Source organism: Microbacterium jejuense (genome assembly GCF_039544225.1).
Classification (GTDB): Bacteria; Actinomycetota; Actinomycetes; order Actinomycetales; family Microbacteriaceae; genus Microbacterium; species Microbacterium jejuense.
Window position 1 is genome coordinate 19,384 of sequence record NZ_BAABLG010000002.1, and the last position, 22,562, is coordinate 41,945.

The following is a 22,562-nucleotide window of genomic DNA, read 5'->3' on the forward strand; positions in this document are numbered from 1 at the left end:
TGACAATACGCGATTCGCCTGGCGGCTACGCGTCGAGGAGAAGTTCGTGATCTACGGGCGATCCATCGTCGTTGAGATTCGCCTGGACAAATTCGTAGGGCTCGCCTTGGAAGGAACGGAACAGAGCTTGGAAGATATGGAATGCACCGCGCGGCGGCACAGCCATCCCTACCTGCTTTCGAACACTTTCCTTCGGCCCCATGAACTTGAAGTTGTCGGGAAACGTCTGTATGCGCGCGCGTTCGCGATTGGTGAGTGCACGCGGTTCGGACCAGTGGTAGCCGTGGGTGCCGCCTCCACCGGAGCCCGTGATCGTGTAAGACGGTCTTTGGGGGTGAAGACGCTTGTAGATCTGACTGAGCGTCGCCCCCTTGACGTTTAGCCGCAGATCGTCCGTCATCCTACGTGCGTTGAACGCATTCTCGCCGGGATCAATCAATTCGAGACGCCGGACGACGGTCGGCGACTGGCGCGTGAGCTCCTGATTCGGCGCGTCGGCCGGAATGTTCTCCAGCGCGGATGAGGCGGATTTCCACTTCCCGCTGCCCAGATGTGTCGGAGTCGGCACGCGGAACGTGATCGGCAAGTCCTTTCGAACTCCGACGACGATGATGCGATGGCGGCGTTGAGGGACGCCGTAGTCCTCGAATCGATACAGGTGAGGTGTAAGCCGGTAACCGGGTCCGGCTTCCCCCAATGACTTGAGAATATACGCGAAGTCGGCGCCGCCATTCGAGCTGCGAAGACCGCTGACATTCTCGGCGACGAACCACTGCGGCTGATGATGTTCAAGCACTTTCACGCCGTACGCGAAAAGCGGACCGAATTCCCCTTTCAGTCCGCGATTCTCTCCCACCAGGCTGTAGTCATTGCATGGAAACCCGAACGCGAACCCATCGATGTGCGGCAGAGATTCGATGTCGAGTGAGCGCACGTCGCCGCAGATCACGGACTCTTCGGACGCGCCTTTGATGTTCTCGATATATGTCTTCACCGTGTTTGCGTCATAGTCATTCGCCCACCCGTGCCGAAGACCGACGCCCGCTGCTCGCGCAGCCTTGTGCGCGCCCAAGGCCATGCCGCCAGGTCCTGAGAAGAGTTCTCCAAGTGTGTATTCCGGCACCACTCGTCTGTCTCCTCCATCGCAACTCCCTCAGCCCCAAGCTCTGAGTTCGGAGCAAGCTTACTTAGCGCCTACGACACTGAGCCGGCAGCGCGCCGCGCCTGCCGTGGACCACTCCGAAAATCGCTGCCCGACCGACGAGGACAGGGCACAGTACCCCAGCGATCGGTTGCGGAGAGGTCGTTGGAGGGGGACATCGATTGGCGGCCTGCCCAATCACGCCGATGGCCGATACCTGCTCAGCGATCTGGGAGGACAGCGGGACCGAAGGCCGTCACGAACCGGTCAACGAGTGCCGCCGCAGCGGCGAGGTCAAACTGCATGGACTGGCTGCTCTTTGGCGCAGATTGCCTCTGGACAGAACCGAAGGTGCTGATGTGGACGAGCAACTCGCCATCCGCCGTCGTCACCTGCTGCACGTAGCATTCGACCTCGGACACGTGACCACGGACATCCTGATGTCCGTCCTCGACAGAGATGATTCGTGCCACCGCTGGCCTCCCGATGTGGTCGTCCGTCGACCATATCCGTTCCAGGTTTCTCTAGTGCCCCGCGCCCAGCTAACTCGTCCGCAAGCCGCATTTGCCGAGCCCGCTCCCGTAGTCGTGCGTCGCGACCATAGCCGCCTACACATCCCGCCGTCGCTCCGACAACAGCCACCCCAGCGATCGGGCGCGGCGCAGTGCTCGCCGTCGAACGGCTGCTAAGCGACGCGCCAGCGCGGAGTCTGCAAGGAGTGAGCGGCGAGGACGGAGACGCGACTGATCGCTACACTCTCGGCGTCGGAGGGAGGCGCCCCCTCCACCTCAACGCCAGTAGACGACGTCTTCCGACATCTGTCCACATCCGTCATCGACCGCGTTGACGACTCCCGTCCTGTGTCCGACACTGGCCCGATACTGACCATCATCCTGGCGAAGATCGGAGGTCGAGATGGGCAGCATCACGCCGTACGAATCGGCGAAGGGTCGGCGCTACCGCGTGCGCTATCGCAAGCCTGATCGCACCGAGGCGGAGAAGCGCGGCTTCACGACCATGCGCGAGGCGAAGCTGTACCTCTCCATGGTCACGGTGTCGAAGTCGAAGGGCGAGTACATCGACCCGTCAATGTCACGCGTTCCGGTTCGGATGTTCGCCGACAGCTGGCTGCGATCCAAGCAACCTCCGATGTCGAAGCCCTCGTACTATATGACGCTCGAGCGCGCGTGGAAGAACCACGTCGCGCCGGTCTGGGCCGACAGAGAGATCTCGTCGATCCGTCGCTCTGAAGTCCAGGACTGGGTCGCCGACCTCGCGACGCAGAAGTCACGGACCGTCGTGATTCGCGCCCTGGGAGTCCTCGCCGGCATCCTCGACGTCGCGATCGACGATCGGCGCCTCGCGAGCAACCCGGCCCGCCACGTGCGCAGTCTTCCTCGACGCGGGCCCGGCAAGCGGCGCGTCTACCTCACGCACGACCAGGTCGCGACACTGGCGGCTTGCTCCGCGTATCCGACGCTCGTCCTGACGCTGGCGTACACGGGCCTGCGTTGGGGCGAGGCGACGGGACTGCGGGTGCGCAGCGTAAATCGCCTCCGACGGCGCTTCGTCATCGAAGAGAACGCGGTGATGATCGCGTACGAGATCCACGTCGGCACGCCGAAGACGCACGAGAAGCGCTCGGTCCCGTACCCGGAGCGCCTCGTGCCGATGATCGAGCAGGCGTGCGCCGGCAAGGGACCCGAGGGACTGCTGTTCGGCGACGGCGTCAACCACATGCGCAACTCGGGCAGCAAGGGATGGTTCGCGAACGCGGTCCGCCGCGCGCAAGAGTTCGATCCATCGATCCCGCGCCTCACCCCTCACGACCTTCGGCACACCGCCGCGTCACTCGCGATCAGCTCGGGCGCGAACGTGAAGGCGGTGCAGCGGATGCTCGGCCACGCGTCGGCGGCGATGACGCTGGACACGTACGCCGACCTCTTCGACGACGATCTGGATGCCGTCGCGACGCGACTGAACGACCAGATGCCGCTCGTGGCGCTGCCTTCGGGTCCGCAGACCCGCTACGCCCGACCGCAGTAGCCGCAGAGAGCAGATTGCTCAGTTTTTCGACGAGGCAGATTTCGCCCGAAACGCTGGATTTCGGCGCTCTCAGACGTCGCGCGCAGGCCGTTGCACACATCGATTTCGGCGTGCCGAATTTTTCAGAATGCGGGCAAAAAGCGGGCAAAAACGCATTCTGAGTGGTCTGACCACAGAAGAAATACCTGGTCAGAGGCAAAAAGAGACTGTGCCCCTGGAGGGACTCGAACCCCCAACCGTTTCCTTAGGACGGAACTGCTCTTCCATTGAGCTACAGAGGCTGGCCGGATGAGTCTACCCGGGCTGGGCACCGGCGCCGTGTACCCTCGCCTCGTGATCCGGAGCCGCCAGACGCACTTCGCCGGTGCGGCGTTCGCGCTGGCGGCGCTCGCCGTGGGGCTTGCCGCCTGCTCCGTGGAGCCTGCACCAGCCGTCACCCTCCCGCCGGCCGGCGCGGCACCGGATTATCAGCTCGGGGCCTCGTACGACCCGCCCGTCGGAGTGGAGATCGTTGCGCGGGACCGCACCGCTGACCCCGCACCGGGCGCCTACTCGATCTGCTACGTCAACGGCTTTCAGACCCAGCCGGGCGAGCTGGAGGACTGGCCGACCGGCGCTCTGCTGACGGATGCCGACGGCGACCCGGTGTTCGATCCGGACTGGCCCGACGAGGCGCTGCTCGACACCTCGTCCGAGGCGGGGCGCGCACAGATCGCGCAGATCGCCGCCCCGTGGATCCAGGGCTGCGCCGAGTCCGGCTTCGACGCCGTCGAATTCGACAACCTCGACACGTACGAGCGCAGCGACGGGGCGCTGACGCTCGACGACAACCTCGCGCTCGCGACGATGCTCGTCGATGCCGCTCATGGCGCCGGGCTGGCCGCAGCGCAGAAGAACGCCGCCGAGGACGCCGACCTGCTTCACGAGATCGCCGGATTCGACTTCGCGGTGGCCGAGGAGTGCACCGTGTACGACGAGTGCGGCCTGTACGCGGACGCCTACGGCGCGCACGTGATCGCCGTCGAGTACACCGACACCGACGTGGACTTCGCCGCCGCCTGCGCCGATCCGTCGGCGCCCGCGTCGCTGGTGCTGCGCGACCGCGATCTCGTCGGTCCCGACGACGAGGCCTACGTCTTCGCGCTGTGCGACGGCGCCGCCGCAAGCGAATAGCGAAGGCCCCGGCATCCCTCCCGGATCACCGGGAGTGGATGCCGGGGCCACGGGTGCGGGGTCAGCCCTGGGCTGCGAGGGCGAAGCGCACGGCGCCGTCCTCGGAGAGCTCCGCGTCGAGCACACGATCCTCGAGTGCGATCGCGGCGGTCTCGTCGAGGAACACGCGGGCGCCGTCGGTGACGACGACCGTGTCGGCGGGCTGGGGGTCGGGGGCGACGCTCAGTTCGAATCCACCGGTGCCTCCCGTGTCGCGGATGCGGACTCCTCCGTCCTGGACGGCGGGCACCCGCGAGACGATCTCCTTGACGGCCTCGGCGGCGGTCTGGGTCAGCGTGAGCATGCTTTTCCTTTCCGTTGGGGCTGTGGACCGGCCACGATGCCGAGAACCGTGCCCGTCTGCAACCCGTACGCGCCGACGTGTGCCGATTCGGAGGAAGCTCCCACGTTTTCGGTGGCGTCCGGCCCCGCGTCCGTCAGGGGCGCGGGCCGCCGCCGCCACCGGGGCCGCCGCCCATTCCGCCGCCCAACCCGCCGTCGGCGACGTTCGAGCCCTCGGTGACGGTTGCGGCCGTGGTGCCGTTGACGGCCACCGTGTACGAGCCGCCGTCGGTGACCGCCGGGCCGCTGTAGAACACCGCGCCGAAGTCTCGGCCGGCCTCGAATGTGGCGATCACGGTGCCTGCGGCATCCGTCATCGTCACGGTGTCGCCCGCCGAACCCGAGGCCGTCGCCGCGAGCCACTGCTGCGACCCGGTCGGGTCGACCAGCGCGGTGCCGGCCACGAGCACCTCACCGCCGTCGATCGTGATGGTGCCGTTGGAATCGAGGGCGCCCTGACCGCCCGAGTCGCTCGGGCCGCTCACGACGGTCGTGCCGCCAGAGATGGTGATCGTGCCGTTGGAGTCGAGGCTGTCGCCGCCCGAGACGACGGTGACCGTGCCACCCGAGATCGAGATGGTCTCGCCGGTGTCCTGCTCGCCGCCCGAACTCGCGCCGGCGCCGTTGACGCCGTCGTCGCTCGCGGTGACGTCGACGGTGCCACCCGAGATGGCGATGTCGGTGCCTTCGAGGCCTTCGTACGACTCGGAGACGGAGACCTCTCCGTCGCGGATCTCGAGGCGCTGGTCCGCGTGGATGCCGTCGTCGCCCGTCGAGACGGTCACTGTGCCGCCGCCGATGCCGACGGATCCGTTCGAATGGATCGCGTCATCGGTCGCGTCGATCGCGACCTCGCCGCCGTCGATCGCGACGACCACGCCCGCAGTGACGCCCTTGGCGCTGTCCGAAGCGCTGGCGGCATCCTTTCCTGACCTGATGTCGACGGTGCCGCCGGTGATCACCGCGTCGGTCGCGGCGGCGATGCCGTCGTCGCCGCTGGTGAGATCGACGGTGCCGCCGGTGATCGCCACGAAGCCCTGGGTGGTGTCGGAGTCCTGGTCGCTCTTGAGCGCGTCGCCGCCCGCGGTCACCGCGACGGTGCCGCCCTCGACGGTGAGCGAGTCCTTGCCGCGCAGGCCGTCGTCCACGGCGTCGACGGTGATCTCGCCCGACAGGACGACCAGGTCGTCGGTCGACGTGATGCCGTCGTTGCCGTTGGCCGAGACCTCCAGCGCTCCCGTGCCCGAGATCGTCAGGTCGGCCTTGGAGTAGATCGCGGCGTTCGCGTCGGCGTCGTCGGCGTACGACGAGGCGTCCGACACCGCGTTGGCGCTGCCGTCGGCGAGGTACAGGGCCACATCGTCGGCACCGCTCACCGTGATGGCGGGGGAGTCGGATGCCGTGATGTCGGCGTCGTCCAGGATGAGCACGACCTGCGCGTCGTCCGGGGCGGCCACGACGACCTGTCCATCGAGCGAGCCCGACAGACGGAAGACGCCCGCCTCGGTGATCGTGACCGTCGAGCCGTCGACGGTCACCGCGTCGGAGTCGGACGACGCGGAGGAGCCGCTCAGGGTGATGTCGGCGGCATCCGATTCGCTCCACTCGTCGTCGTTCACCGTCGTGACGTCGTGGTTGGCCGCGAGCACGGCGGCCGCACTGAGGTCGGAGTCGACGACTGCGGCGGTCTCGGTGTTCGAGCTGTCGGTGGACGGGGAGCTCGAACCGGAGGCGGCAGCCTGCGTCGCCGCGCAGCCGGCGAGCACGACGCCGGCGAGGGTCAGGGGTGCGGCGGCCAGGATCAGGCGGCGGCGAAGGTGGGGGCGGGGCATGACGAGTCCTCCTCGTTCGTGGGGGCGTTTCGGGTCTGGGGTGCGGCGCGGTGCGCGTCGTCGAACGGGCCGCGCAGCAGGCGCGACCAGCGGTTGCGGGGCAGGTCGGGATGCAGGGCCGCGAGGCCGGTGGCGTACTTGCTGACGGTCGCCGGGCGATGCCCGGCACGCCACAGCGCGCGGTCGACACCCGACGGGCGGGCGCCCGACTTGGTCTCGACGATCGCCACCTCGGGCAGCGCGAAGCCGCGGCCGTCGGGCTCGATCCACTCCAGCACCGTGTCGACGGTGGCGCGGGCCGAGCCGTCCGGGGCGAGCAGCGTCGCCCGGCGGTAGCGCGTCACCAGGGTGGCGTCGAGCTCTTCCGCCCTTTCGGCCGCGACGCCGATGGTGGTGAACGCGTCGGCGACGTCGTCGCGCGCGTCGTCGGTCAGCCGGTCGCGGTGCTGCGGGTCGTACTCGCCGCGGTCCTTCACGGTGGTGCCGCGCGCGCCGCGCGTCTTGATCTCGAGGTACGAAGTGCCGGTGTCGAGGTAGCTGCGGGTGCGCAGCTTGAACCGGCGCCGGCGCGGCTGCGCCGCCATGCGGAAGCTCAGCAGGTCGGGGGTGTCGAAGTACACCGACTCGTAGGCGAACTCGCGTGCGCCGTCGATCTCGAGCACGCGCGTCTGCGGGTCGAGAGCGGCGATGACGGCGTCGAGGCCGTCGCGCGGCACGACGTACTTGCGGTCGACGCGGGTGAGCAGGGATGCCTCGGCCACGAGCCCGTCGAGGGTCACGGGGTCGAATCGCGCCACGGCCGTCATCGGTCCGCTCCGGCCGTCGCCGTCGCCGGGGCCGTCGCCGGGGCAGGTGTCGCCGGGCGGGCGCCGGGGCGCGGCATCCGATACCGCACATCGACCAGGGTCGTGTCGTTCACGAGGTCGAGCTCTTGGATCGTGGTGGAGCTGACGGTGCCTCCCAGCCGGGCCTCGAGCTCGGCGCGCAGTTCGCCGTCGTCCGACACCGCGCGGTCCAGGCGCACCACCTGGTGGCGGGTGCGGGCGAGGAACGCCGGGTGATCTGCGGCCCAGAGCACCACGAGGATGAGCGCCACGAGAGCGGCGACCGGCCACGGGTCGGGCTGCGGCAGGCCCGTGACGAGCCCGATCGCGAGGGCGGCGAAGTAGTAGGCGACTTCGCGCTGCGTGATCTCGGACGAGCGCAGCCGGATGATGGACAGCACGCCGAACAGGCCGAGTCCCAGGCCCATGGCGACCTCGGCGGTGCCGAGCACCGCAGCGACGGCCGTGACCCCGACATTGACCCCCAGGAACGCGACGACGAGGTCGCGGCGGTGGTGCCGGCGGTAGTAGAGCCCGAGGCTCAGCACGAGGGCGGCGGCCAGATCGATGCCGATCAGGATGAGCGCGCTGGTGGTCATGGGTTCCTCCCGATGGGGTGTTCGTTGACTTCCATTCGAGTCGCGGCCGCTATGCGGTTGCTATGACGGGCCGAAGGCCGGGGTCCGAGTTGGTTACGACCCTCCTGTGCGCCCGGTGCCCTGCCGAACACGAAGCTGCGCTGCACGCCGTAGCTGGTGACGAACAGCACGGCCTCGGTAACGACCTTGGCCGGCACGAGGGGAACGCCGTATCGCGTGAGGGCGTCGAGCCACACGATGTTCGAGGCCAGGAGCGCGACCGCCAGGACGGCGTAGCGGGCGAGCTGGCGCGGCATCCCGCTGCCTCTCGCACGGAAGACCACGCGGCGGTTCATCGCGAAGTTGACCGAGGCGCTGACGACGCGGGCGCCGACGATCGACGGCACGAGGACGCCGGTGAGCGCGGTCAGCACGAGCAGCATCACGGTGTCGACCGCGAACGCGACCAGCGACGACCCTGCGAACAGCAGCAGCGGCAGCATGATGCGCACCGAGTCCACGATCGGACGGAAGTGACTCGACGCATTCCCGTCGAGGTATACGGTCTCGATCGGCACCTCGCGGGTCGCCACGCCCGCGCGCCGGCACCGCAGCAGCACGTTCTGCTCGTAGGCGAAGCGCTCGCCCGGCTGCTCCCTCACCCACTCGAGGAGCTCCGAGGGGATGCCGCGCAGCCCGGTCTGCGTGTCGCTCAGGCTCCACCCCGCGGCGAGCCGGAAGACACCGCGCGCGACCGCATTGCCCGCCCGCGACCGCAGCGGCACGCGACCGGAGAAGGCCCGGCATCCCAGCACCAGCGTCGGAGCGCCGGCCGCCGCATCGGCACGCAGCTCGTCGGCCACCCGCAGGATGTCGGTCACGGTGTGCTGGCCGTCGGCATCGGCGGTGACGACGTCTTCGCCGGCATGGACGGCGAGCGCGTGGTCGAACCCGGTTCGCAGCGCGGCGACCTTGCCCCCGTTGACGTCATGGCGCAGCACCGTCGCGCCGAGTCCCTCGACCATCGCGAACACCGTCGCGAAGTCGGCACCGCTGCCGTCGTCGACGACGACGATCTCGATGTCGGGGTCGGCGCCGAAGAGCCGGGCGACCACGCCGGCCAGGCGGGGTCCGGGCTCGTAGGCCGGGATCAGGACGATCACGGGGTCACTCCGAGCCGGACGCGTCGGCGATGTAGAGGATGTCGCTGGTGCCGCGCTCGCCGCCGTTGGACGGCTGGTTGATGACCTGGCCGTTGAAATACATGGTCGATGAGCCGCCCCCGTCGAGGTTGTACGCGGTGGTGGCGCCCAGGTCGATCATGATGTCGGCGAGCTCGGTCAGTGTGACGCCGGCGCTGTAGCCGGACTGCCGGCCGTCGACGACGACGAACACCAGGTGGTTCTCGTCGATGACGCCGACGGCGGTGCGCGGCTGGTCGCCCTGGATCGAGTGGTTGCCGAAGTTCGTGTCGACCTCGACGTCCTCGATGCCGTCCACCGCCGCGCCGCCCTCGACGATCGCCGGACCGAAGCTCAGCGTGTTCCAGGCGCCGTCCGCGAGGAGCTCGGCGGCACTGGTCGTCGTCTCGTCGTACACCTCGACGCGGCCGTCGGTGTAGAAGACGAGCCCCTGCCGCGCCGGCTCGTCGCGGAACACCACACCGTTGCGGATCTCGATGCCGGTGTCGCGGAAGCCGTAGTAGTCGCCGTTGATCGCGAAGATCGCGTCGTTGTCGGCGGCGATCGCGCTGGTCAGCTCGGTGATGTTCTCGCCGAACTGGTCCTTCGCGAAGGCGCTGCGCACGGCAGTGGCATCCGACAGCGTGACGTCGGCGACGTAGTACGTGACGGTGTCGGACCCCGTCCCCTCCGTCACAGTCGAGACGGTGATCGAGGTCGAGCCGTCGGAGTAGGTCGTGTCGGTCACTGTGGCATCACTCGCGGACTCCGTGCCTGTCGCGTCGCCGGCATCCGCCGAGCCGGAGGTCGTGGAGTCCGAGCTCGCGGGGGAGTTCTGCGCCTCGTACTCCGACACATCGGCGATCTCGACGTGCTCGACGAGGAACCGGTCGGCCGCCCAGACGGCACCCCCGCCGGCGCTCAGCGCGACCACCAGCCCGGAGGCGATGAGGATGTTGCGGGTGCGGCGGCGTCTGCCCGGCGTCGTCGCGGGTGTGTCGCCGGCACTCTCCGGTCGGGTCTGGGGCGGGGGCGTCGTGTCCATGCTTCATGGGTACGGGGCCGGCTTACGGCGACCCTTGCCGCCGCCTATGAACCGGCTCGGCGATGAATCCCTGTGCCATATGAAACTTCGGTGGTTCTTATCGCCGTGTCGGGGGTCATCCGTGGCGTTCGGGTGCGGCGGTCTGACATCGTGGCACGCATGACCCGCATAGGCATCGTCGCCGAAGCGCCCGGAGAGAACCGGGTGGCCGCGACCCCGACCACCGTCCCCAGACTCCTCGCCCTCGGTTACGAGGTCGTCGTCGAGGCGGGTGCGGGGGCGGCATCGTCCTTCCCGGATGCCGCGTACGCGGCATCCGGAGCCGCCGTGGCTGACGCCGACACCGCGTGGACGTCGCCGATCGTGCTGAAGGTGAACGCGCCGACGCCGGCGGAGATCGACCGGCTGGCTGACGGCGCGATCCTGGTGGCCACGCTGAGCCCGTCGCTGCGGCCCGACCTCGTCGCCGCGCTCGCGACCCGCGGGATCACGGCGCTGGCCCTGGACGCGGTGCCCCGCATCTCGCGGGCGCAGTCGATGGACGTGCTGAGCTCGATGGCGAACATCGCCGGCTACCGGGCCGTCGTCGAGGCGGCGCACGAGTTCGGGCGGTTCTTCACCGGCCAGGTGACCGCGGCCGGAAAGGTGCCGCCCGCCAAGGTGCTCGTCGCGGGCGCCGGCGTCGCAGGGCTCGCCGCGATCGGCGCGGCTTCGAGCCTCGGCGCGATCGTGCGCGCGACGGACCCGCGCCCCGAGGTCGCCGATCAGGTGGCCTCCATCGGCGGGCACTACCTCGAGGTGGTGGTGCCCGACGAGGCGAAGCAGGTCTCTGCGGACGGCTACGCGAGAGCGACCAGCGAGGCGTACGACACTCGTGCGGCCGAGATCTACTCCGAGCAGGCCGCCGACGTCGACATCATCATCACGACCGCGCTCATCCCGGGGCGCCCCGCGCCGCGGCTCATCACTGCCGCCGACGTGGCGAGTATGAAGCCGGGAAGCGTCATCGTCGACATGGCGGCCGGGCAGGGCGGCAACGTCGAGGGCTCGGTCGCGGGGGAGCGGACCGTCACGGCGAACGGCGTCGTGATCCTCGGCTACACCGACCTCGCCGGGCGGCTGCCGCAACAGGCGTCGCAGCTGTTCTCGACCAACCTCGTCAACCTCGTGAAGCTGCTGACCCCGGGCAAGGACGGCGTGCTGTCGCTCGACTTCGACGACGTCGTGCAGCGCACGGTCACCGTCGTGCGCGACGGCGAGGTCACGTGGCCGCCGCCGCCCGTCCAGGTGTCGGCGGCGCCCGCTCCGGCGGCCGCACCCGCACCCGCGGCGGCCGCGCCCCCCGCCCGGCAGCCGATGTCGACGGGCGCGCGCACGGCGCTCGTCTTCGTCGGGATCGCGGCGCTGTTCGCGGTGTGCGCGTTCGCGCCGCCGCCCCTGCCGCAGCACTTCCTGGTGCTCACCCTGGCGATCGTCGTCGGTTTCTACGTCATCGGCCACGTCGCGCACGCGCTGCACACGCCGCTCATGAGCGTCACCAACGCGATCTCGGGCATCATCGTCGTCGGCGCCATGGTGCAGATCACCGTCCCCGACCTCACCGTGCAGATCCTCGCCGCGATCGCGGTGCTGCTGGCGAGCATCAACATCTTCGGCGGTTTCGCCGTGACGCGGCGCATGCTCGCGATGTTCCAGAAGGGTGAGGCGCGATGACCGCCGTCGCCGGAGCCGTCGCCGGGGCGGCCTACGTCGTCGCCGCGCTGCTGTTCGTCCTGAGCCTCGCGGGGCTCAGCAAGCACGAGACGAGCCGTCGCGGTGTCACCTACGGCATCGTGGGCATGGTCGTCGCGCTCGTCGCGACGGTGTGGCTGACCGCCGCGGGCGCGTGGGGCACCCCGTCGGGCACCACCGGGCTCGTGCTGCTCGTGATCGCGGTGGTCGTCGGCGGCTCGATCGGGCTGTGGCGGGCGCGCATCGTGGAGATGACCGGGATGCCGGAGCTCATCGCGCTGCTGCACTCGTTCGTGGGGCTCGCCGCGGTGCTCGTCGGGTGGAACGGCGCCCTGTACGACGCCGGCCTCGAGGGCGCGCTGGCCGACATCCACCACGCCGAGGTGTTCATCGGCGTCTTCATCGGCGGCGTGACCTTCACCGGCTCGATCGTGGCGTTCCTGAAGCTGTCGGCGCGGATCTCGTCGCGCCCCCTCATGCTGCCGGGCAAGAACGTGCTCAACGTGGGCGCGCTCGTCGTGTTCGTGGCCCTCACGGTCTGGTACGTGATCACGCCGGTGCTGTGGCTGCTCGTCGTCGTCACCGCGCTCGCCCTCGCTCTCGGCTGGCATCTGGTCGCCTCGATCGGCGGCGGCGACATGCCCGTCGTGGTCTCGATGCTCAACAGCTACTCGGGCTGGGCGGCGGCGGCCGCCGGCTTCCTGCTCAACAACGACCTGCTGATCGTCACCGGTGCGCTCGTCGGGTCCTCGGGTGCGTACCTCAGCTACATCATGTGCAAGGCGATGAACCGGTCGTTCCTGTCGGTCATCGCGGGTGGCTTCGGCATCGAGGCGCCCAAGGGGTCCGACGAGGAGCAGGGCGAGCACCGCGAGATCGACGCGGCGGGGGCCGCCGAGATGCTCGCCGGCGCCGGAACCGTGGTCATCACACCGGGCTACGGCATGGCGGTGGCGCAGGCGCAGCACGGGGTCGCCGACCTCGTGCAGAAGCTGCGGGAGCGCGGCGTCGACGTGCGGTTCGGCATCCACCCGGTCGCCGGGCGCCTGCCCGGGCACATGAACGTGCTGCTGGCAGAGGCCAAGGTGCCGTACGACATCGTGCTGGAGATGGACGAGATCAATGACGACTTCTCGCGCACCGACGTCGTGCTCGTGATCGGCGCCAACGACACCGTCAACCCGGCGGCCGCCGAGGACCCGTCGAGCCCGATCGCCGGAATGCCCGTGCTGCGCGTGTGGGAGGCGTCGAATGTGATCGTCTTCAAACGGTCGATGGCGTCGGGATATGCCGGAGTCGCAAATCCGCTGTTCTCTCGCGAGAACACGCAGATGCTGTTCGGCGATGCGAAAGAGAAAGTCGATGAGATTCTCATCGAGCTCTCACGAATTCCCGTCGCCTGACGTGCAATGACAAAGGCCCTCGCGGCGATCCATGATCGCCGCGAGGGCCCGGTGCGTGACGGGGCTCAGTGCGCCGCGTCGTACGCCTCGAGAATGGATGCCGGAACCCGGCCCCGCTCCGACACCTTGAAGCCGTTCGCCTTGGCCCATTCGCGCACGACGCCGAGGTCGCGCTGGCCGGCCCGGCGACGGCCCCCGGCCGCGGGAGCAGGCGCGGCGGAACGGCCGGACGACACGCGGCGCCCCGCCTCGGTGTACGGCGCGAGGGCGACGCGCAGCGCCGTCGCATTCTCTGCCGAGAGGTCGATCTCATAAGCGGTGCCGTCGAGCGAGAAAAGGATGGTCTCGCCGTCGCCGACTTCCAGAACGGTCCCGTCGATGTCGTCGACGAGCTGGTGGATGATCTTACGGGCCATGGCAAAGAGATTAGCGACGAGAATTCGCCGCGATCAAGGAATGGCCTGCGCCACGCCGGGAATGGTGTCGGAATTGCTCAGGGAAGAATTCCGGCGCGGCGCGCCATGACGACCGCGGCGTGGCGGGTCGAGGCATCCAATTTCGCCATCGCCGACTGCAGATACGACTTGACCGTTCCCTCTTTGAGATCGAGGGTCGCGGCGATCTCGGCATTCGTCGAGCCGAGCGCCGCGCACGCGAGCACATCGACTTCGCGCGGCGACAGGCGCACGTCGAGTTCGGCGAGCGGCTCCACCGCATCGGACGAAAGCGCGGCGACGCGCTGCTCCAGACGGTCCAGGCGTGCGCGGATGGCCGGGTCCGACACCAGCGCCGAGATGCTGCGCAGTTCGGCGTACGTCTCGCGCAGCCCCTCCTGGGCCGCGGCGGGCAGGAGCGCGGGCGCCCCCTGCGCGGTGCGGGCGAGCGCCAGGCGTCGCTGCACCTCGTCCCGGATCCGCAGCTCGCTGGACAGCTCGTCGGCGACTGCGAAGGCGGGACGGGCGACGACATCGCCCACGGGGGCCTCGGCCCACGACCCGCAGTAGATGACGCCGCGGGCGCGACCCGACACGAGGATCGGCACCGCGAACAGCGTCGCGATGCCCTCGCCCAGCACGGCCCGGTCGTAGTCGTGCGTGATGCTGCGAGCCGAGCGATAGTCGATCGCGAGGCGCGGCCGCTTCTCGATGAGCGCGCGGCCGCCGAGGCCGCGTGCCTGCTCGACGACGAGGCCGTCGAGGCTGTGGGTGCGTGCCCCATGGACCGACGTGACATGGATCGCGCCGTCGAGCACGAGCCCGCCGAACGCGACCGGGAAGCGGGTGCGTCGCACCAGTTCGGCGACGGCGTGGTCGAGGGCCTGTGCGTCGCTCAGGTCGTCGGGTGCGCCGACGGCAGCACGGACCCCGGACCGTGAACGCTCGGGGACCGGTGCGTGGTGGGGAAGGGACGCGCCCACGTCTACCTGCTTCCGGCGGTGACGGCGTCCTCGCCGCCTTTGTAGCGTCGACCCTACCACCGGGCCATGGCGGTCCGGCGGTAGGGGACGCCTGCGGGCGGCCTACACGCCCGCGGCCTGCGCCTCGCGCGCCCCCGCGGGCGGGACGACCGGTCCCTGCTCCAGATCGATGAGGTAGCGCTTGACGTCCGGACGGCCGCCGTATTCGCCGAGCGAGCCGTCCGCGCGGACCACCCGGTGCACCGGCACGACGATCGAGAACGGGGTGGTCGCGCATGCGGTCCCGACGGCGCGCGCGGCGCGGGGAACACCCGCCGCGATGGCCACCTCGCCGTAGCCGGCGGTCTCGCCGTAGGGGATGTCGCACACCGCCTCGAGCGCGGCGCGGGTGAAGCCGCCGTGCACGAGTCGCCAGTCCAGCGGCAGATCGAAGGCGAGGCGATCGCCGGCGAAGTACTCGTCGAGCTGCGACTGCGCGGCCTCGAACGGATCGGGGTCGGCGTCGCGGGCGGCCGGGGCCGCAGCATCCCCTTCGTCGTCGGGGACCGGGACCGCCCGCAATCGGAGGGCCAGGCGCCCGAGCTCGTCGTGCAGCGGGCCGTCGATGGGGTGGAGCGTCACGATGCCGACGTCGCAGGCGACGATCAGGATGTCGCCGATGGGCGACGGGTGGACGCGGTAGCGAGGCGGTTCCGTCGGGGTCATGCGACCATCCTGGCGCGGGCCGGCGACGCTGCGGCCGCGAGATCCGGCGTCTGTGGGCAACGTGGGCTCGGCTGCCTCCCTGGCGCGATGGGGAGGAGGGGGTGCCCCGGCCACCCGTCCAATACCGCGAAACTCAGGTCCATTGCAAGTACCCCGCGCACGCGGCACTTAGGGTTGCTCGTGTGTGGCGAGCAGAGCGGAGCGCCGTGTTGGGCGCAGAGGACGCCGAACGCGGGTCGATCGTGACCCCCGGTGACCTCGGCCTCGCCGAACCCGACGTCACCGTCATGCACGTCGCCGAGCCGGAGCGCGAACGGCTGCGCCTGCAGTCCGCGGCGCTGGGCGGACGCTCGACGCTGCAGCACTTCGTCGACGGCCAGGACGCCGCGATCGAGATCACCAAGGCGCACCCGGGCAGCCTGCCGCAGTTCATCACCGGGCGCTCGACGCTGCTGTCGAATCTGTTCCGCGACGAGGTCGCCCTGCGCGGCGCCCGGCTCGCGGCCGAGCGCATCACCTCGAAGGATCTCGAGCTGCGCACCACCCGCGGCCTCGACACCGTGCGGCTGGCCGTGGGCCTGGCCAACTGGCGCATCGGCGGGCTCGTGTGCAGCGCCCCGGTGCTGCTGCGCCCGCTCGCGATCCGCCGGCACCACGGCGACTTCGAGCTCAAGCTGCACGGTCTGTTCTCGGTCAACCCCGAACTGGTGCGCGCGATGCGCCGCCACTACGGGATCGCGATCGACGCCGGCGGCCTCGCCGCTCTCGCGTACGAGGGCGGCGTGTTCAAGCCTCAGCCGGTCATCGATCACCTGCGTGCCCTGACCGCGTCGATCGACGACTACGCCGTCAAGCCGCGCCTGCTCGTGTCGAGCTTCGCCGATGTGGGCGGACGCGTGGCGGCGGATGCCTCGAACCTCGACCACCCGGTGCTCAACGCGCTCGCCGGCCACGTGTCGGACCGCGAGGCGCTCACGATCCACCGCGACGGGCCGGTGCCGACGAGCCCCGACCACCGCCCGCCGGCCTCGGACACGCTGCTGCTGGACGCGGACTCCGAGCAGGAGCGCGTGCTCGCGCGCATCGCGGACGGGCAGTCGATCGTCGTGCACACCCTGCCCGGCACCGGTGGCACGCAGACGGTGATCAACACCGTGGGCCAGCTCGTCCGCGCCGGCAAGAGGGTGCTCGTCGTGAGCGCGCGACGCTCGACCCTGGACGGCGTGCGCCACCGCCTCGCGGGCATCGGCCTGCCTGGACTCGCGGTGTCGCCCGATCGGCTGCAGCGCGATCTCATCAGAGCGATCGGCCGCAACGAGAAGGCCGAGACGCCGAAGGTGTCCGACATCGACGACGCGCTGGTGCGCCTGCGGGGCGTGCTCGGCGACTATCGCGCGGCCGTGACGGACCGGCATCCCTCGCTCGGCGTCTCGGTGCTGGACATCCTGCGCGCACTCGCGACCCTCGCCGACTCGGGAGCTGCGCCGGCGACCGAGGCCCGCTTCGACGAGGACGCGCTCGAGAGCCTCGCGACGACGCGCCCCGAGGCCGCGGCCAAGCTCGCGGCGGCCGCACGACTGGGCGAGTTCCGCTTCGGGCCCGATGACTCGCCCTGGTACGGCGTCACGTTCGCGACGATCGAGCAGGCGCGCGCCGCGCACGCCCTCGCCGGCAAGCTGCAGCGCAGTGACCTGCCGACGCTGCTGGAGCGCGGGTACGAGCTGGTGGGGCAGACGCGCATGCGCCCGTTCCAGACCGTCGACGAGCTCGGGGTGTACCTGCGCCTGATGCAGGGGATCCGCGACTCGCTCGACAAGTTCAGCATGACGGTGTTCGAGCGACCGCTGGGCGAGCTGATCCACGCGCACGCTGCCCGTCGCGACGCCCCCGAGATGACCGGCGCCAACCGCCGCCGGCTGCGGCGCCTGTCGCGCGAGTACCTTCGACCCGGCGTGCACGTGCCCGACATGTACGAGGCGCTGGTGCGCATCCAGCACCAGCGCACCGAGTGGCAGCGCTACGTCGAGTCCGGGGTCACGCCCGAGGTGCCGCTCGGCCTCGGCGACGTCCAGGTCGCGTGGCACCGCGTGGAGTCCGAGCTCGGAGAACTCGACGCCGTGCTCGGCCGCAGCGGACCCGACCGTCTCGCGACGCTCCCCGTCAAGCAGCTGGTCCGCACGCTCGCGGGGCTGGCCGCGGACTCCGACGTGTTCGACAACCTCAAGGAGCGGGCGACGCTGCGCTCCGAGCTCGCGGCGCTGGGCCTGGAGCCGCTGCTGCTGGAGCTGTCGGTGCGGCACGTGCCCGAGGAGCAGGTGGCCGACGAGCTCGAGTTCGCGTGGTGGCAGTCCGCGCTGGAGCTGGTGCTGCGCACCGACCGCGCCGTGCTGGGCGCGAACACGGCCGTGGTCGACCGCCTGGAGCGCGACTTCCGCCTCGTCGACGAGGCGCACGCGGCGGCGTCCGGACCCCTGCTCGCGGCGCAGCTCGCGACGCAGTGGCGCATCGGCATCGTCGACCACGCGGACGAGGCGAGCGCCCTCAAGAACGCCCTCAAGCGCGGCGCGGTGACGCCCGCCGAGCTCGCCGCCGTGGCGCCGACCCTGTCGCGCACGCTCGCGCCGGTATGGCTCGCATCGCCCTACGAGGTGCCCCGGATCCCCGAGTCCGCATCCTTCGACGTCGTCGTGCTGGCCGATGCCGCGGCCCTGTGCCTCGCCGAGGCCGCACCGGCGCTCCGCCGGGCCACGCAGATCGTCGCGTTCGGCGACCCGGTGACGCAGAAGCCGACGCCCTTCGTGGTCGCCGCCGGCGTCGCGCCGGTCCCGGCTCCCGCGCCGGCGGGGGAGGACACGGCCGACGAGCCCGCGCCGTTCGATGAGACCAGCGTGTTCGAGCGCCTCGCCGAGCTGTTCCCGGTCGAGACCCTCACGCGCAGCTACCGCGCCGGCGGCGAGGACCTCGCGGCACTCGTCAACGAGGCGTTCTACGGCGGGGAGCTCGTGTCGCTGCCGTGGGCCGGCTCGTACCTCGGCCGCGGCAGCCTCGCGGTGGACTACGTCGAGGGCGGTCATGGCGCTCCCGACCCGGTGACCGGCGCGGTCGAGAGCCCGGACTCCGAAGTGGCGCGCGTGGTCACGCTGGTCGTGGAGCACGCGGTCAACCGCGGTGCCGAGTCCCTCATGGTGGTGACGGCCAGCGCACGGCACGCCGAGCGCATCCGCGGCGCCGTCGAGGCGGCCTTCATCGGCAGGTCCGACGTCGCAGACTTCGTCTCTCGCGACACCGCCGAGCCGTTCGCCGTGCTCACTCTCGAGGAATCGGTTGCCGAGAGCCGCGACCGCGTCATCTTCTCCCTCGGCTTCGGTCTCACCAAGCACGGGCGCGTGCTCAGCGACTTCGGCGACCTGTCGACGCCGGACGGCGAGCGGCTCCTGACCGTCGGCATGACGCGGGCCCGGAGGTCGATGGTCATCGTCTCGTCGATCCGGCCGTCGGCGTTCGACGACGGCCGCCTCGAGTACGGCGCGGCGACGCTCATGTCGATCCTGGGCGGCATCGCGGCGCGCTCGCGCGAGGCGCGGCTCGAAGACCTGGCCGACCCGCTCACGCGCGCGCTCGCCCGCGAGCTGCGCCGGGCGGGGCTGTCGGTCGACGTGCATTACCGCGGGCTGCTCCCACTGGTCGCGCAGTACGACGGCAAGGCCGTCGTCGTCGAGAGCGATCCCGAGACCGTCGGCGAGTCCCTGCGCGAGTCGCTGCGGCTGCGTCCGCAGGTGCTGCGGCGCCTCGGCTGGCACTACGTGCGCGTGCACTCGTTCGACCTGTACCGCGATCCGGCCGACGTCGCCCAGCGCATCGCGGCGATGCTCGGCGTGCCGCCGGATGCGCCGCGCGTCGACAACGAGACGCAGCCCATCGATGTCGTCGAATGACCGTCAGCGCATCGAGCGGGTCGCGGGGTCACGCCGGGCGAAGCTGACGCCCGCTCCCGGCACGACCGCAGAGCCCACGCCGGCAGATGAGACGGCGGATGCCGCGACCGACCGGGCCGCGGCATCCACCGATTCCTCGGGGCCGAACGACGAGCGCATGCGGCGCGACGTGCCCCCGCACTACTAGGACTTCTGCTTCTGCAGCAGGTCGCGGATCTGCACCAGCAGCTCGGCCTCGCTCGGCAGCGCCTCGGGCTCCTCGGTCACGCCCTGCTTGGCGGCGGCGCGCTCCTTGAGCACGTTCATCGGGTGCACGAAGACGAAGTACACCACGACGGCAACGGCCAGGAAGTTGATGACCGCGGCGAGGATGAGACCGATGCCGAAGTCTGTGGTCCCGCCCCGGACGTTGGGGATCGCCACCACGATGTCGGTCAGCGTGTCGGCCTGGAACACCAATGCGATCAGCGGATTGATGAGACCGTTGACGATCGCGGTGACGATCGCCGTGAACGCGGTGCCGATGACGACCGCGACGGCCAGATCGATGACATTGCCGCGGACGATGAATTCCTTGAAGCCCTTGATCACGGGTACCCCCCTGGGTGTCGTCCCGCGCCGGATCGGGCTCCGGATCAGGCTCCGGACGACGCGGGCGAGGTCTTCGCCTCGGACTTCGATGATGTCGAAGTCGACGAGGCGCCGCCACCCGAGGAGTCGGATCCGGTGCTCTTGGCACCGGCGCGCGAGTCGGTGCGGTAGAAGCCCGAGCCGTTGAACGTGACGCCGATCGAGCCGTACTCCTTGCGCAGCGGCCCGCCGCACTCGGGGCACTCCGTGAGCGTGGGGTCGGCGAAGGACTGCACCGCGTCGAAGCGGTGGCCGCACTGCTTGCAGGCGTAGGCGTAGGTGGGCATGGGCTCTCTCGCGGGTTCGGGTTCGGGTTCAGCGCCGCGTGGGCGCGAGGGTGATGGTCTGCGTGGGTGTGACGACACCGGTCACACGCTGGTCGTGGATGTCGCTGGGCACCTCGTCGACGAGCTCGGAGTCGAACACCACGGCGTAGACGGGCGGGCAGCGCTCCATCGATCCGAGGGTCTTGTCGTAGAAGCCGCGGCCCCAGCCCAGCCTCATGCCGGAGCTGTCGACCGCTGCGGCCGGGACGATCAGCAGATCGACGTCGTTGAGCGCGATCGGGCCGAGCAGCTCGCCGACCGGCTCGGGCAGTCCGAACAGGCCCTCGGCGATGTCGCCGTCGGGCGTCGCGACGGCCCAGTCGAGCAGCCCGTCGGTGCGGGTGACGGGGAGGAGGACGCGGATGCCGCGGCCCGCGGCATCCGCGACGAACGAACGGGTGCCGGGCTCGGTCGTCGTCGACAGGAAGCACGAGATCGACCGTGCGTCGTGCTCGGCGACGAGCGCGTCGAGCTGGGCGTGGATGCCGGACTCGGCGGCTTCGCGGGCGGCCGCCGAGAGCAGCTGGCGTCGCTCGCGCAGCTCCGCGCGCAGAGCGCGCTTCGCATCGGCGATCGCGTCGGACATGCCGTCGATTCTACGGGGCGGATCCCACAGGGCGTCCGGAACCGAATCGGGGGAGCGGCCCCGGGCGTCATAGACTCGGACAATGCCACATCCCCCGATCAAGGCCGTGATCCCGGCAGCCGGTCTCGGTACCCGCTTCCTCCCGGCAACGAAGGCGATGCCCAAAGAGATGCTGCCGGTCGTCGACAAGCCGGCGATCCAGTACGTCGTCGAAGAGGCCGCGCAGGCCGGAATCGACGACATCCTCGTGATCATCGGCCGCAACAAGAACGCGATCTCCAATCACTTCGACTCGGTGCCCGAGCTCGAAGAGAAGCTGAAGGACAAGGGCGACATCGACCGCCTGCACCGCGTCCTGGAATCCAGCGACCTCGCCGACATCCACTTCGTCCGGCAGGGCGAGCCGAAGGGCCTCGGTCACGCGGTCCTGCGGGCCAAGGCGCATGTGGGCGACGCGTCCTTCGCGGTCATGCTGGGCGACGACCTCATCGATGAGCGCGACGAGCTGCTGACCACGATGATCGCCGAGCACCAGCGCACCGGCGCCGCGATCATCGCCCTCATGGAGGTGGAGCCTTCGCACATCCACCTCTACGGTGTCGCGTCGGTGGAGTCCGACGGCGGCAACGGCGTGGTCAAGGTCAACGGCCTCGTCGAGAAGCCGGCCGCCGAGGACGCACCGTCGAACCTCGCCGTCATCGGCCGTTATGTGCTGAGCCCGTCGGTGTTCGAGATCCTCGAGCGCACCGAGCCCGGCAAGGGGGGCGAGATCCAGCTCACCGACGCCCTGCAGGAGCTCGCCGCCGATCCCGACGGACCCGGCGTGTACGGCGTCGTCTTCCGTGGCCGTCGCTACGACACCGGCGATAGGGTGGACTACATCAAGGCCATCGTGCAGCTGGCGGTCGATCGTGACGATCTCGGCCCCGACCTGCGTCCCTGGTTCAAGGATTTCGCGGCGACTCTCTGACGCCGCCCGTTCGAGGGGGTCATGTGGATCTGACGGCTCCCCGCAGTCACGGCCCGGTGGCGATCCGGCTGGTGAAGCAGCGCGACGCGCGCGCGCTGCAGAACGAGCTGCTCGCCAACCGGGGCTGGCTGCGTCCGTGGGAGGCGACGAGCCCCGACGGTCCGGTGTCGTTCGACATGCGCGTCGGTGTGCGGCGACTGCTGCAGCAGTATCGCGACGGCGTCGGAGTGCCGTTCGTCATGGAGTCCGACGGTGAGCTCGCCGGCCAGCTGAACGTGTGGGGCATCGCGCGCGGCTCGCTCGCGTCGGCGACGATCGGCTACTGGGTGAGCGAGCGGTTCGCCGGGCGCGGCATCACGCCGACCGCCGTGGCGCTGGCCACCGACATCTGCTTCGGCGAGATGCGGCTGCACCGCATGGAGATCTGCATCCGTCCCGAGAACCGGGCGAGCCTGCGCGTGGTCGAGAAGCTCGGCTTCCGCTACGAGGGGCTGCGGCGCCGGTTCATCCACATCGACGGCGACTGGCGCGATCACTACGCGTTCGCCCTCGTGCGCGAGGACGTTCCCGAGGGTGTGCTGCAGCGATGGGTGTCCGGTAGGGCACCGCAGGATGCCGCGACGGTCCCGCCGGCGGACCGCCTGCACGCGTAGAGACC

The 22,562-nt window shown here is 70.1% G+C and carries 22 protein-coding genes and 1 tRNA gene; 8 read left to right on the top strand and 15 right to left on the bottom strand.

What is annotated here, in order from left to right:
• Positions 1-25: 25 nt before the first annotated feature.
• Positions 26-1,126 (bottom strand): DNA cytosine methyltransferase, encoded by a 1,101-nt coding sequence (locus ABEA46_RS02460; RefSeq protein WP_345542763.1) that lies wholly within the window; start codon positions 1,124-1,126, stop codon positions 26-28.
• Positions 1,127-1,362: 236 nt separating this feature from the next.
• Positions 1,363-1,614, bottom strand: a complete 252-nt coding sequence (locus ABEA46_RS02465; protein WP_345542764.1) for a hypothetical protein — start codon at positions 1,612-1,614, stop codon at positions 1,363-1,365.
• Positions 1,615-2,056: 442 nt separating this feature from the next.
• On the opposite strand from ABEA46_RS02465, the gene ABEA46_RS02470 reads away from it, so the two are divergent.
• On the top strand, positions 2,057-3,187 hold the full coding sequence (locus ABEA46_RS02470) for a tyrosine-type recombinase/integrase (RefSeq protein WP_345542765.1): 1,131 nt from the start codon (positions 2,057-2,059) through the stop codon (positions 3,185-3,187).
• A 209-nt stretch (positions 3,188-3,396) separates the two neighbouring features.
• Here ABEA46_RS02470 and ABEA46_RS02475 read toward each other — a convergent pair.
• A tRNA-Arg gene (locus ABEA46_RS02475) sits at positions 3,397-3,468 on the bottom strand.
• 52 nt (positions 3,469-3,520) lie between these two features.
• On the opposite strand from ABEA46_RS02475, the gene ABEA46_RS02480 reads away from it, so the two are divergent.
• A complete protein-coding gene (locus ABEA46_RS02480; protein WP_345542766.1) occupies positions 3,521-4,360 on the top strand; it encodes an endo alpha-1,4 polygalactosaminidase in 840 nt (279 codons plus the stop codon).
• Between the two features lie 61 nt (positions 4,361-4,421).
• Here ABEA46_RS02480 and ABEA46_RS02485 read toward each other — a convergent pair whose 3' ends face one another.
• The 6 genes from ABEA46_RS02485 to ABEA46_RS02510 form a co-directional block, all read right to left on the bottom strand.
• Positions 4,422-4,703 (bottom strand): Fe-S cluster assembly protein HesB, encoded by a 282-nt coding sequence (locus ABEA46_RS02485; RefSeq protein WP_345542767.1) that lies wholly within the window; start codon positions 4,701-4,703, stop codon positions 4,422-4,424.
• A 133-nt stretch (positions 4,704-4,836) separates the two neighbouring features.
• Positions 4,837-6,573 (bottom strand): carbohydrate-binding domain-containing protein, encoded by a 1,737-nt coding sequence (locus tag ABEA46_RS02490; RefSeq protein ID WP_345542768.1) that lies wholly within the window; start codon positions 6,571-6,573, stop codon positions 4,837-4,839.
• Positions 6,543-7,379 carry a polyphosphate polymerase domain-containing protein gene (locus ABEA46_RS02495; protein WP_345542769.1) on the bottom strand — a complete coding sequence of 279 codons (837 nt, stop codon included), beginning with the start codon at positions 7,377-7,379 and terminating at the stop codon, positions 6,543-6,545. The genes ABEA46_RS02490 and ABEA46_RS02495 overlap by 31 nt, the downstream gene beginning before the upstream one ends.
• A complete protein-coding gene (locus ABEA46_RS02500) occupies positions 7,376-7,996 on the bottom strand; it encodes a DUF4956 domain-containing protein (RefSeq protein WP_345542770.1) in 621 nt (206 codons plus the stop codon). The genes ABEA46_RS02495 and ABEA46_RS02500 overlap by 4 nt, the downstream gene beginning before the upstream one ends.
• Positions 7,993-9,138, bottom strand: a complete 1,146-nt coding sequence (locus ABEA46_RS02505) for a GtrA family protein (protein ID WP_345542772.1) — start codon at positions 9,136-9,138, stop codon at positions 7,993-7,995. The genes ABEA46_RS02500 and ABEA46_RS02505 overlap by 4 nt, the downstream gene beginning before the upstream one ends.
• A 4-nt stretch (positions 9,139-9,142) precedes the next feature.
• A complete protein-coding gene (locus ABEA46_RS02510) occupies positions 9,143-10,201 on the bottom strand; it encodes a phosphodiester glycosidase family protein (RefSeq protein WP_345542773.1) in 1,059 nt (352 codons plus the stop codon).
• 159 nt (positions 10,202-10,360) lie between these two features.
• Here ABEA46_RS02510 and ABEA46_RS02515 point away from each other — a divergent pair, with 159 nt between their 5' ends.
• Complete coding sequence (locus ABEA46_RS02515; protein ID WP_345542774.1) at positions 10,361-11,914, top strand: Re/Si-specific NAD(P)(+) transhydrogenase subunit alpha; 1,554 nt, start codon at positions 10,361-10,363, stop codon at positions 11,912-11,914.
• Positions 11,911-13,335, top strand: a complete 1,425-nt coding sequence (pntB, locus tag ABEA46_RS02520; protein ID WP_345542775.1) for a Re/Si-specific NAD(P)(+) transhydrogenase subunit beta — start codon at positions 11,911-11,913, stop codon at positions 13,333-13,335. Before ABEA46_RS02515 ends, pntB begins: the two co-directional genes overlap by 4 nt.
• 65 nt (positions 13,336-13,400) lie before the next feature.
• On the opposite strand, the gene ABEA46_RS02525 is transcribed toward pntB, so the two are convergent.
• The 3 genes from ABEA46_RS02525 to ABEA46_RS02535 form a co-directional block, all read right to left on the bottom strand.
• Positions 13,401-13,751, bottom strand: coding sequence for a histone-like nucleoid-structuring protein Lsr2 (locus ABEA46_RS02525; RefSeq protein ID WP_345542776.1), 351 nt, complete (start codon positions 13,749-13,751; stop codon positions 13,401-13,403).
• Between the two features lie 77 nt (positions 13,752-13,828).
• The gene (locus tag ABEA46_RS02530) at positions 13,829-14,752 is read right to left on the bottom strand and encodes a helix-turn-helix transcriptional regulator (protein WP_345542777.1); all 924 of its coding nucleotides are present in this window, start codon (positions 14,750-14,752) and stop codon (positions 13,829-13,831) included.
• Positions 14,753-14,854: 102 nt separating this feature from the next.
• A complete protein-coding gene (locus ABEA46_RS02535; RefSeq protein WP_345542778.1) occupies positions 14,855-15,457 on the bottom strand; it encodes a methylated-DNA--[protein]-cysteine S-methyltransferase in 603 nt (200 codons plus the stop codon).
• Positions 15,458-15,663: 206 nt separating this feature from the next.
• Between ABEA46_RS02535 and ABEA46_RS02540 the strand changes: the two genes are divergently transcribed.
• Both ABEA46_RS02540 and ABEA46_RS02545 read left to right on the top strand, forming a co-directional pair.
• Positions 15,664-19,392 carry an AAA family ATPase gene (locus ABEA46_RS02540; RefSeq protein ID WP_425563147.1) on the top strand — a complete coding sequence of 1,243 codons (3,729 nt, stop codon included), beginning with the start codon at positions 15,664-15,666 and terminating at the stop codon, positions 19,390-19,392.
• Positions 19,379-19,579 (top strand): hypothetical protein, encoded by a 201-nt coding sequence (locus ABEA46_RS02545; RefSeq protein ID WP_345542779.1) that lies wholly within the window; start codon positions 19,379-19,381, stop codon positions 19,577-19,579. The genes ABEA46_RS02540 and ABEA46_RS02545 overlap by 14 nt, the downstream gene beginning before the upstream one ends.
• Here ABEA46_RS02545 and mscL read toward each other — a convergent pair.
• Genes mscL through ABEA46_RS02560 form a run of 3 tightly spaced genes read right to left on the bottom strand, consistent with a single transcriptional unit; the run spans position 19,576 to position 20,934 of the window.
• Positions 19,576-19,983, bottom strand: coding sequence for a large conductance mechanosensitive channel protein MscL (gene mscL / locus ABEA46_RS02550; RefSeq protein WP_345542780.1), 408 nt, complete (start codon positions 19,981-19,983; stop codon positions 19,576-19,578). The genes ABEA46_RS02545 and mscL overlap by 4 nt on opposite strands.
• A 44-nt stretch (positions 19,984-20,027) precedes the next feature.
• The gene (locus tag ABEA46_RS02555) at positions 20,028-20,309 is read right to left on the bottom strand and encodes an FmdB family zinc ribbon protein (RefSeq protein ID WP_345542781.1); all 282 of its coding nucleotides are present in this window, start codon (positions 20,307-20,309) and stop codon (positions 20,028-20,030) included.
• 28 nt (positions 20,310-20,337) lie between these two features.
• Positions 20,338-20,934: a 5-formyltetrahydrofolate cyclo-ligase gene (locus tag ABEA46_RS02560; RefSeq protein ID WP_345542782.1), complete on the bottom strand. Its 597-nt coding sequence runs from the start codon at positions 20,932-20,934 to the stop codon at positions 20,338-20,340.
• A gap of 82 nt (positions 20,935-21,016) precedes the next feature.
• Between ABEA46_RS02560 and galU the strand changes: the two genes are divergently transcribed.
• A complete protein-coding gene (gene galU / locus ABEA46_RS02565) occupies positions 21,017-21,904 on the top strand; it encodes a UTP--glucose-1-phosphate uridylyltransferase GalU (RefSeq protein ID WP_345542783.1) in 888 nt (295 codons plus the stop codon).
• A 23-nt stretch (positions 21,905-21,927) separates the two neighbouring features.
• On the top strand, positions 21,928-22,557 hold the full coding sequence (locus ABEA46_RS02570; protein WP_345542784.1) for a GNAT family N-acetyltransferase: 630 nt from the start codon (positions 21,928-21,930) through the stop codon (positions 22,555-22,557).
• The last annotated feature ends 5 nt before the right edge of the window (positions 22,558-22,562 follow it).

Bases quoted from the DNA above. Each gene is read 5' to 3' on its own strand.
- ABEA46_RS02470 (WP_345542765.1), top strand. From the start codon at position 2,057: ATGGGCAGCATCACGCCGTACGAATCGGCGAAGGGTCGGCGCTACCGC.
- ABEA46_RS02525 (WP_345542776.1), bottom strand. From the start codon at position 13,751: ATGGCCCGTAAGATCATCCACCAGCTCGTCGACGACATCGACGGGACC.
- ABEA46_RS02485 (WP_345542767.1), bottom strand. From the start codon at position 4,703: ATGCTCACGCTGACCCAGACCGCCGCCGAGGCCGTCAAGGAGATCGTC.
- ABEA46_RS02500 (WP_345542770.1), bottom strand. From the start codon at position 7,996: ATGACCACCAGCGCGCTCATCCTGATCGGCATCGATCTGGCCGCCGCC.
- ABEA46_RS02495 (WP_345542769.1), bottom strand. From the start codon at position 7,379: ATGACGGCCGTGGCGCGATTCGACCCCGTGACCCTCGACGGGCTCGTG.
- ABEA46_RS02545 (WP_345542779.1), top strand. From the start codon at position 19,379: ATGTCGTCGAATGACCGTCAGCGCATCGAGCGGGTCGCGGGGTCACGC.
- galU (WP_345542783.1), top strand. From the start codon at position 21,017: ATGCCACATCCCCCGATCAAGGCCGTGATCCCGGCAGCCGGTCTCGGT.
- pntB (WP_345542775.1), top strand. From the start codon at position 11,911: ATGACCGCCGTCGCCGGAGCCGTCGCCGGGGCGGCCTACGTCGTCGCC.
- ABEA46_RS02560 (WP_345542782.1), bottom strand. From the start codon at position 20,934: ATGTCCGACGCGATCGCCGATGCGAAGCGCGCTCTGCGCGCGGAGCTG.
- ABEA46_RS02490 (WP_345542768.1), bottom strand. From the start codon at position 6,573: ATGCCCCGCCCCCACCTTCGCCGCCGCCTGATCCTGGCCGCCGCACCC.
- ABEA46_RS02555 (WP_345542781.1), bottom strand. From the start codon at position 20,309: ATGCCCACCTACGCCTACGCCTGCAAGCAGTGCGGCCACCGCTTCGAC.
- ABEA46_RS02510 (WP_345542773.1), bottom strand. From the start codon at position 10,201: ATGGACACGACGCCCCCGCCCCAGACCCGACCGGAGAGTGCCGGCGAC.
- ABEA46_RS02535 (WP_345542778.1), bottom strand. From the start codon at position 15,457: ATGACCCCGACGGAACCGCCTCGCTACCGCGTCCACCCGTCGCCCATC.
- ABEA46_RS02515 (WP_345542774.1), top strand. From the start codon at position 10,361: ATGACCCGCATAGGCATCGTCGCCGAAGCGCCCGGAGAGAACCGGGTG.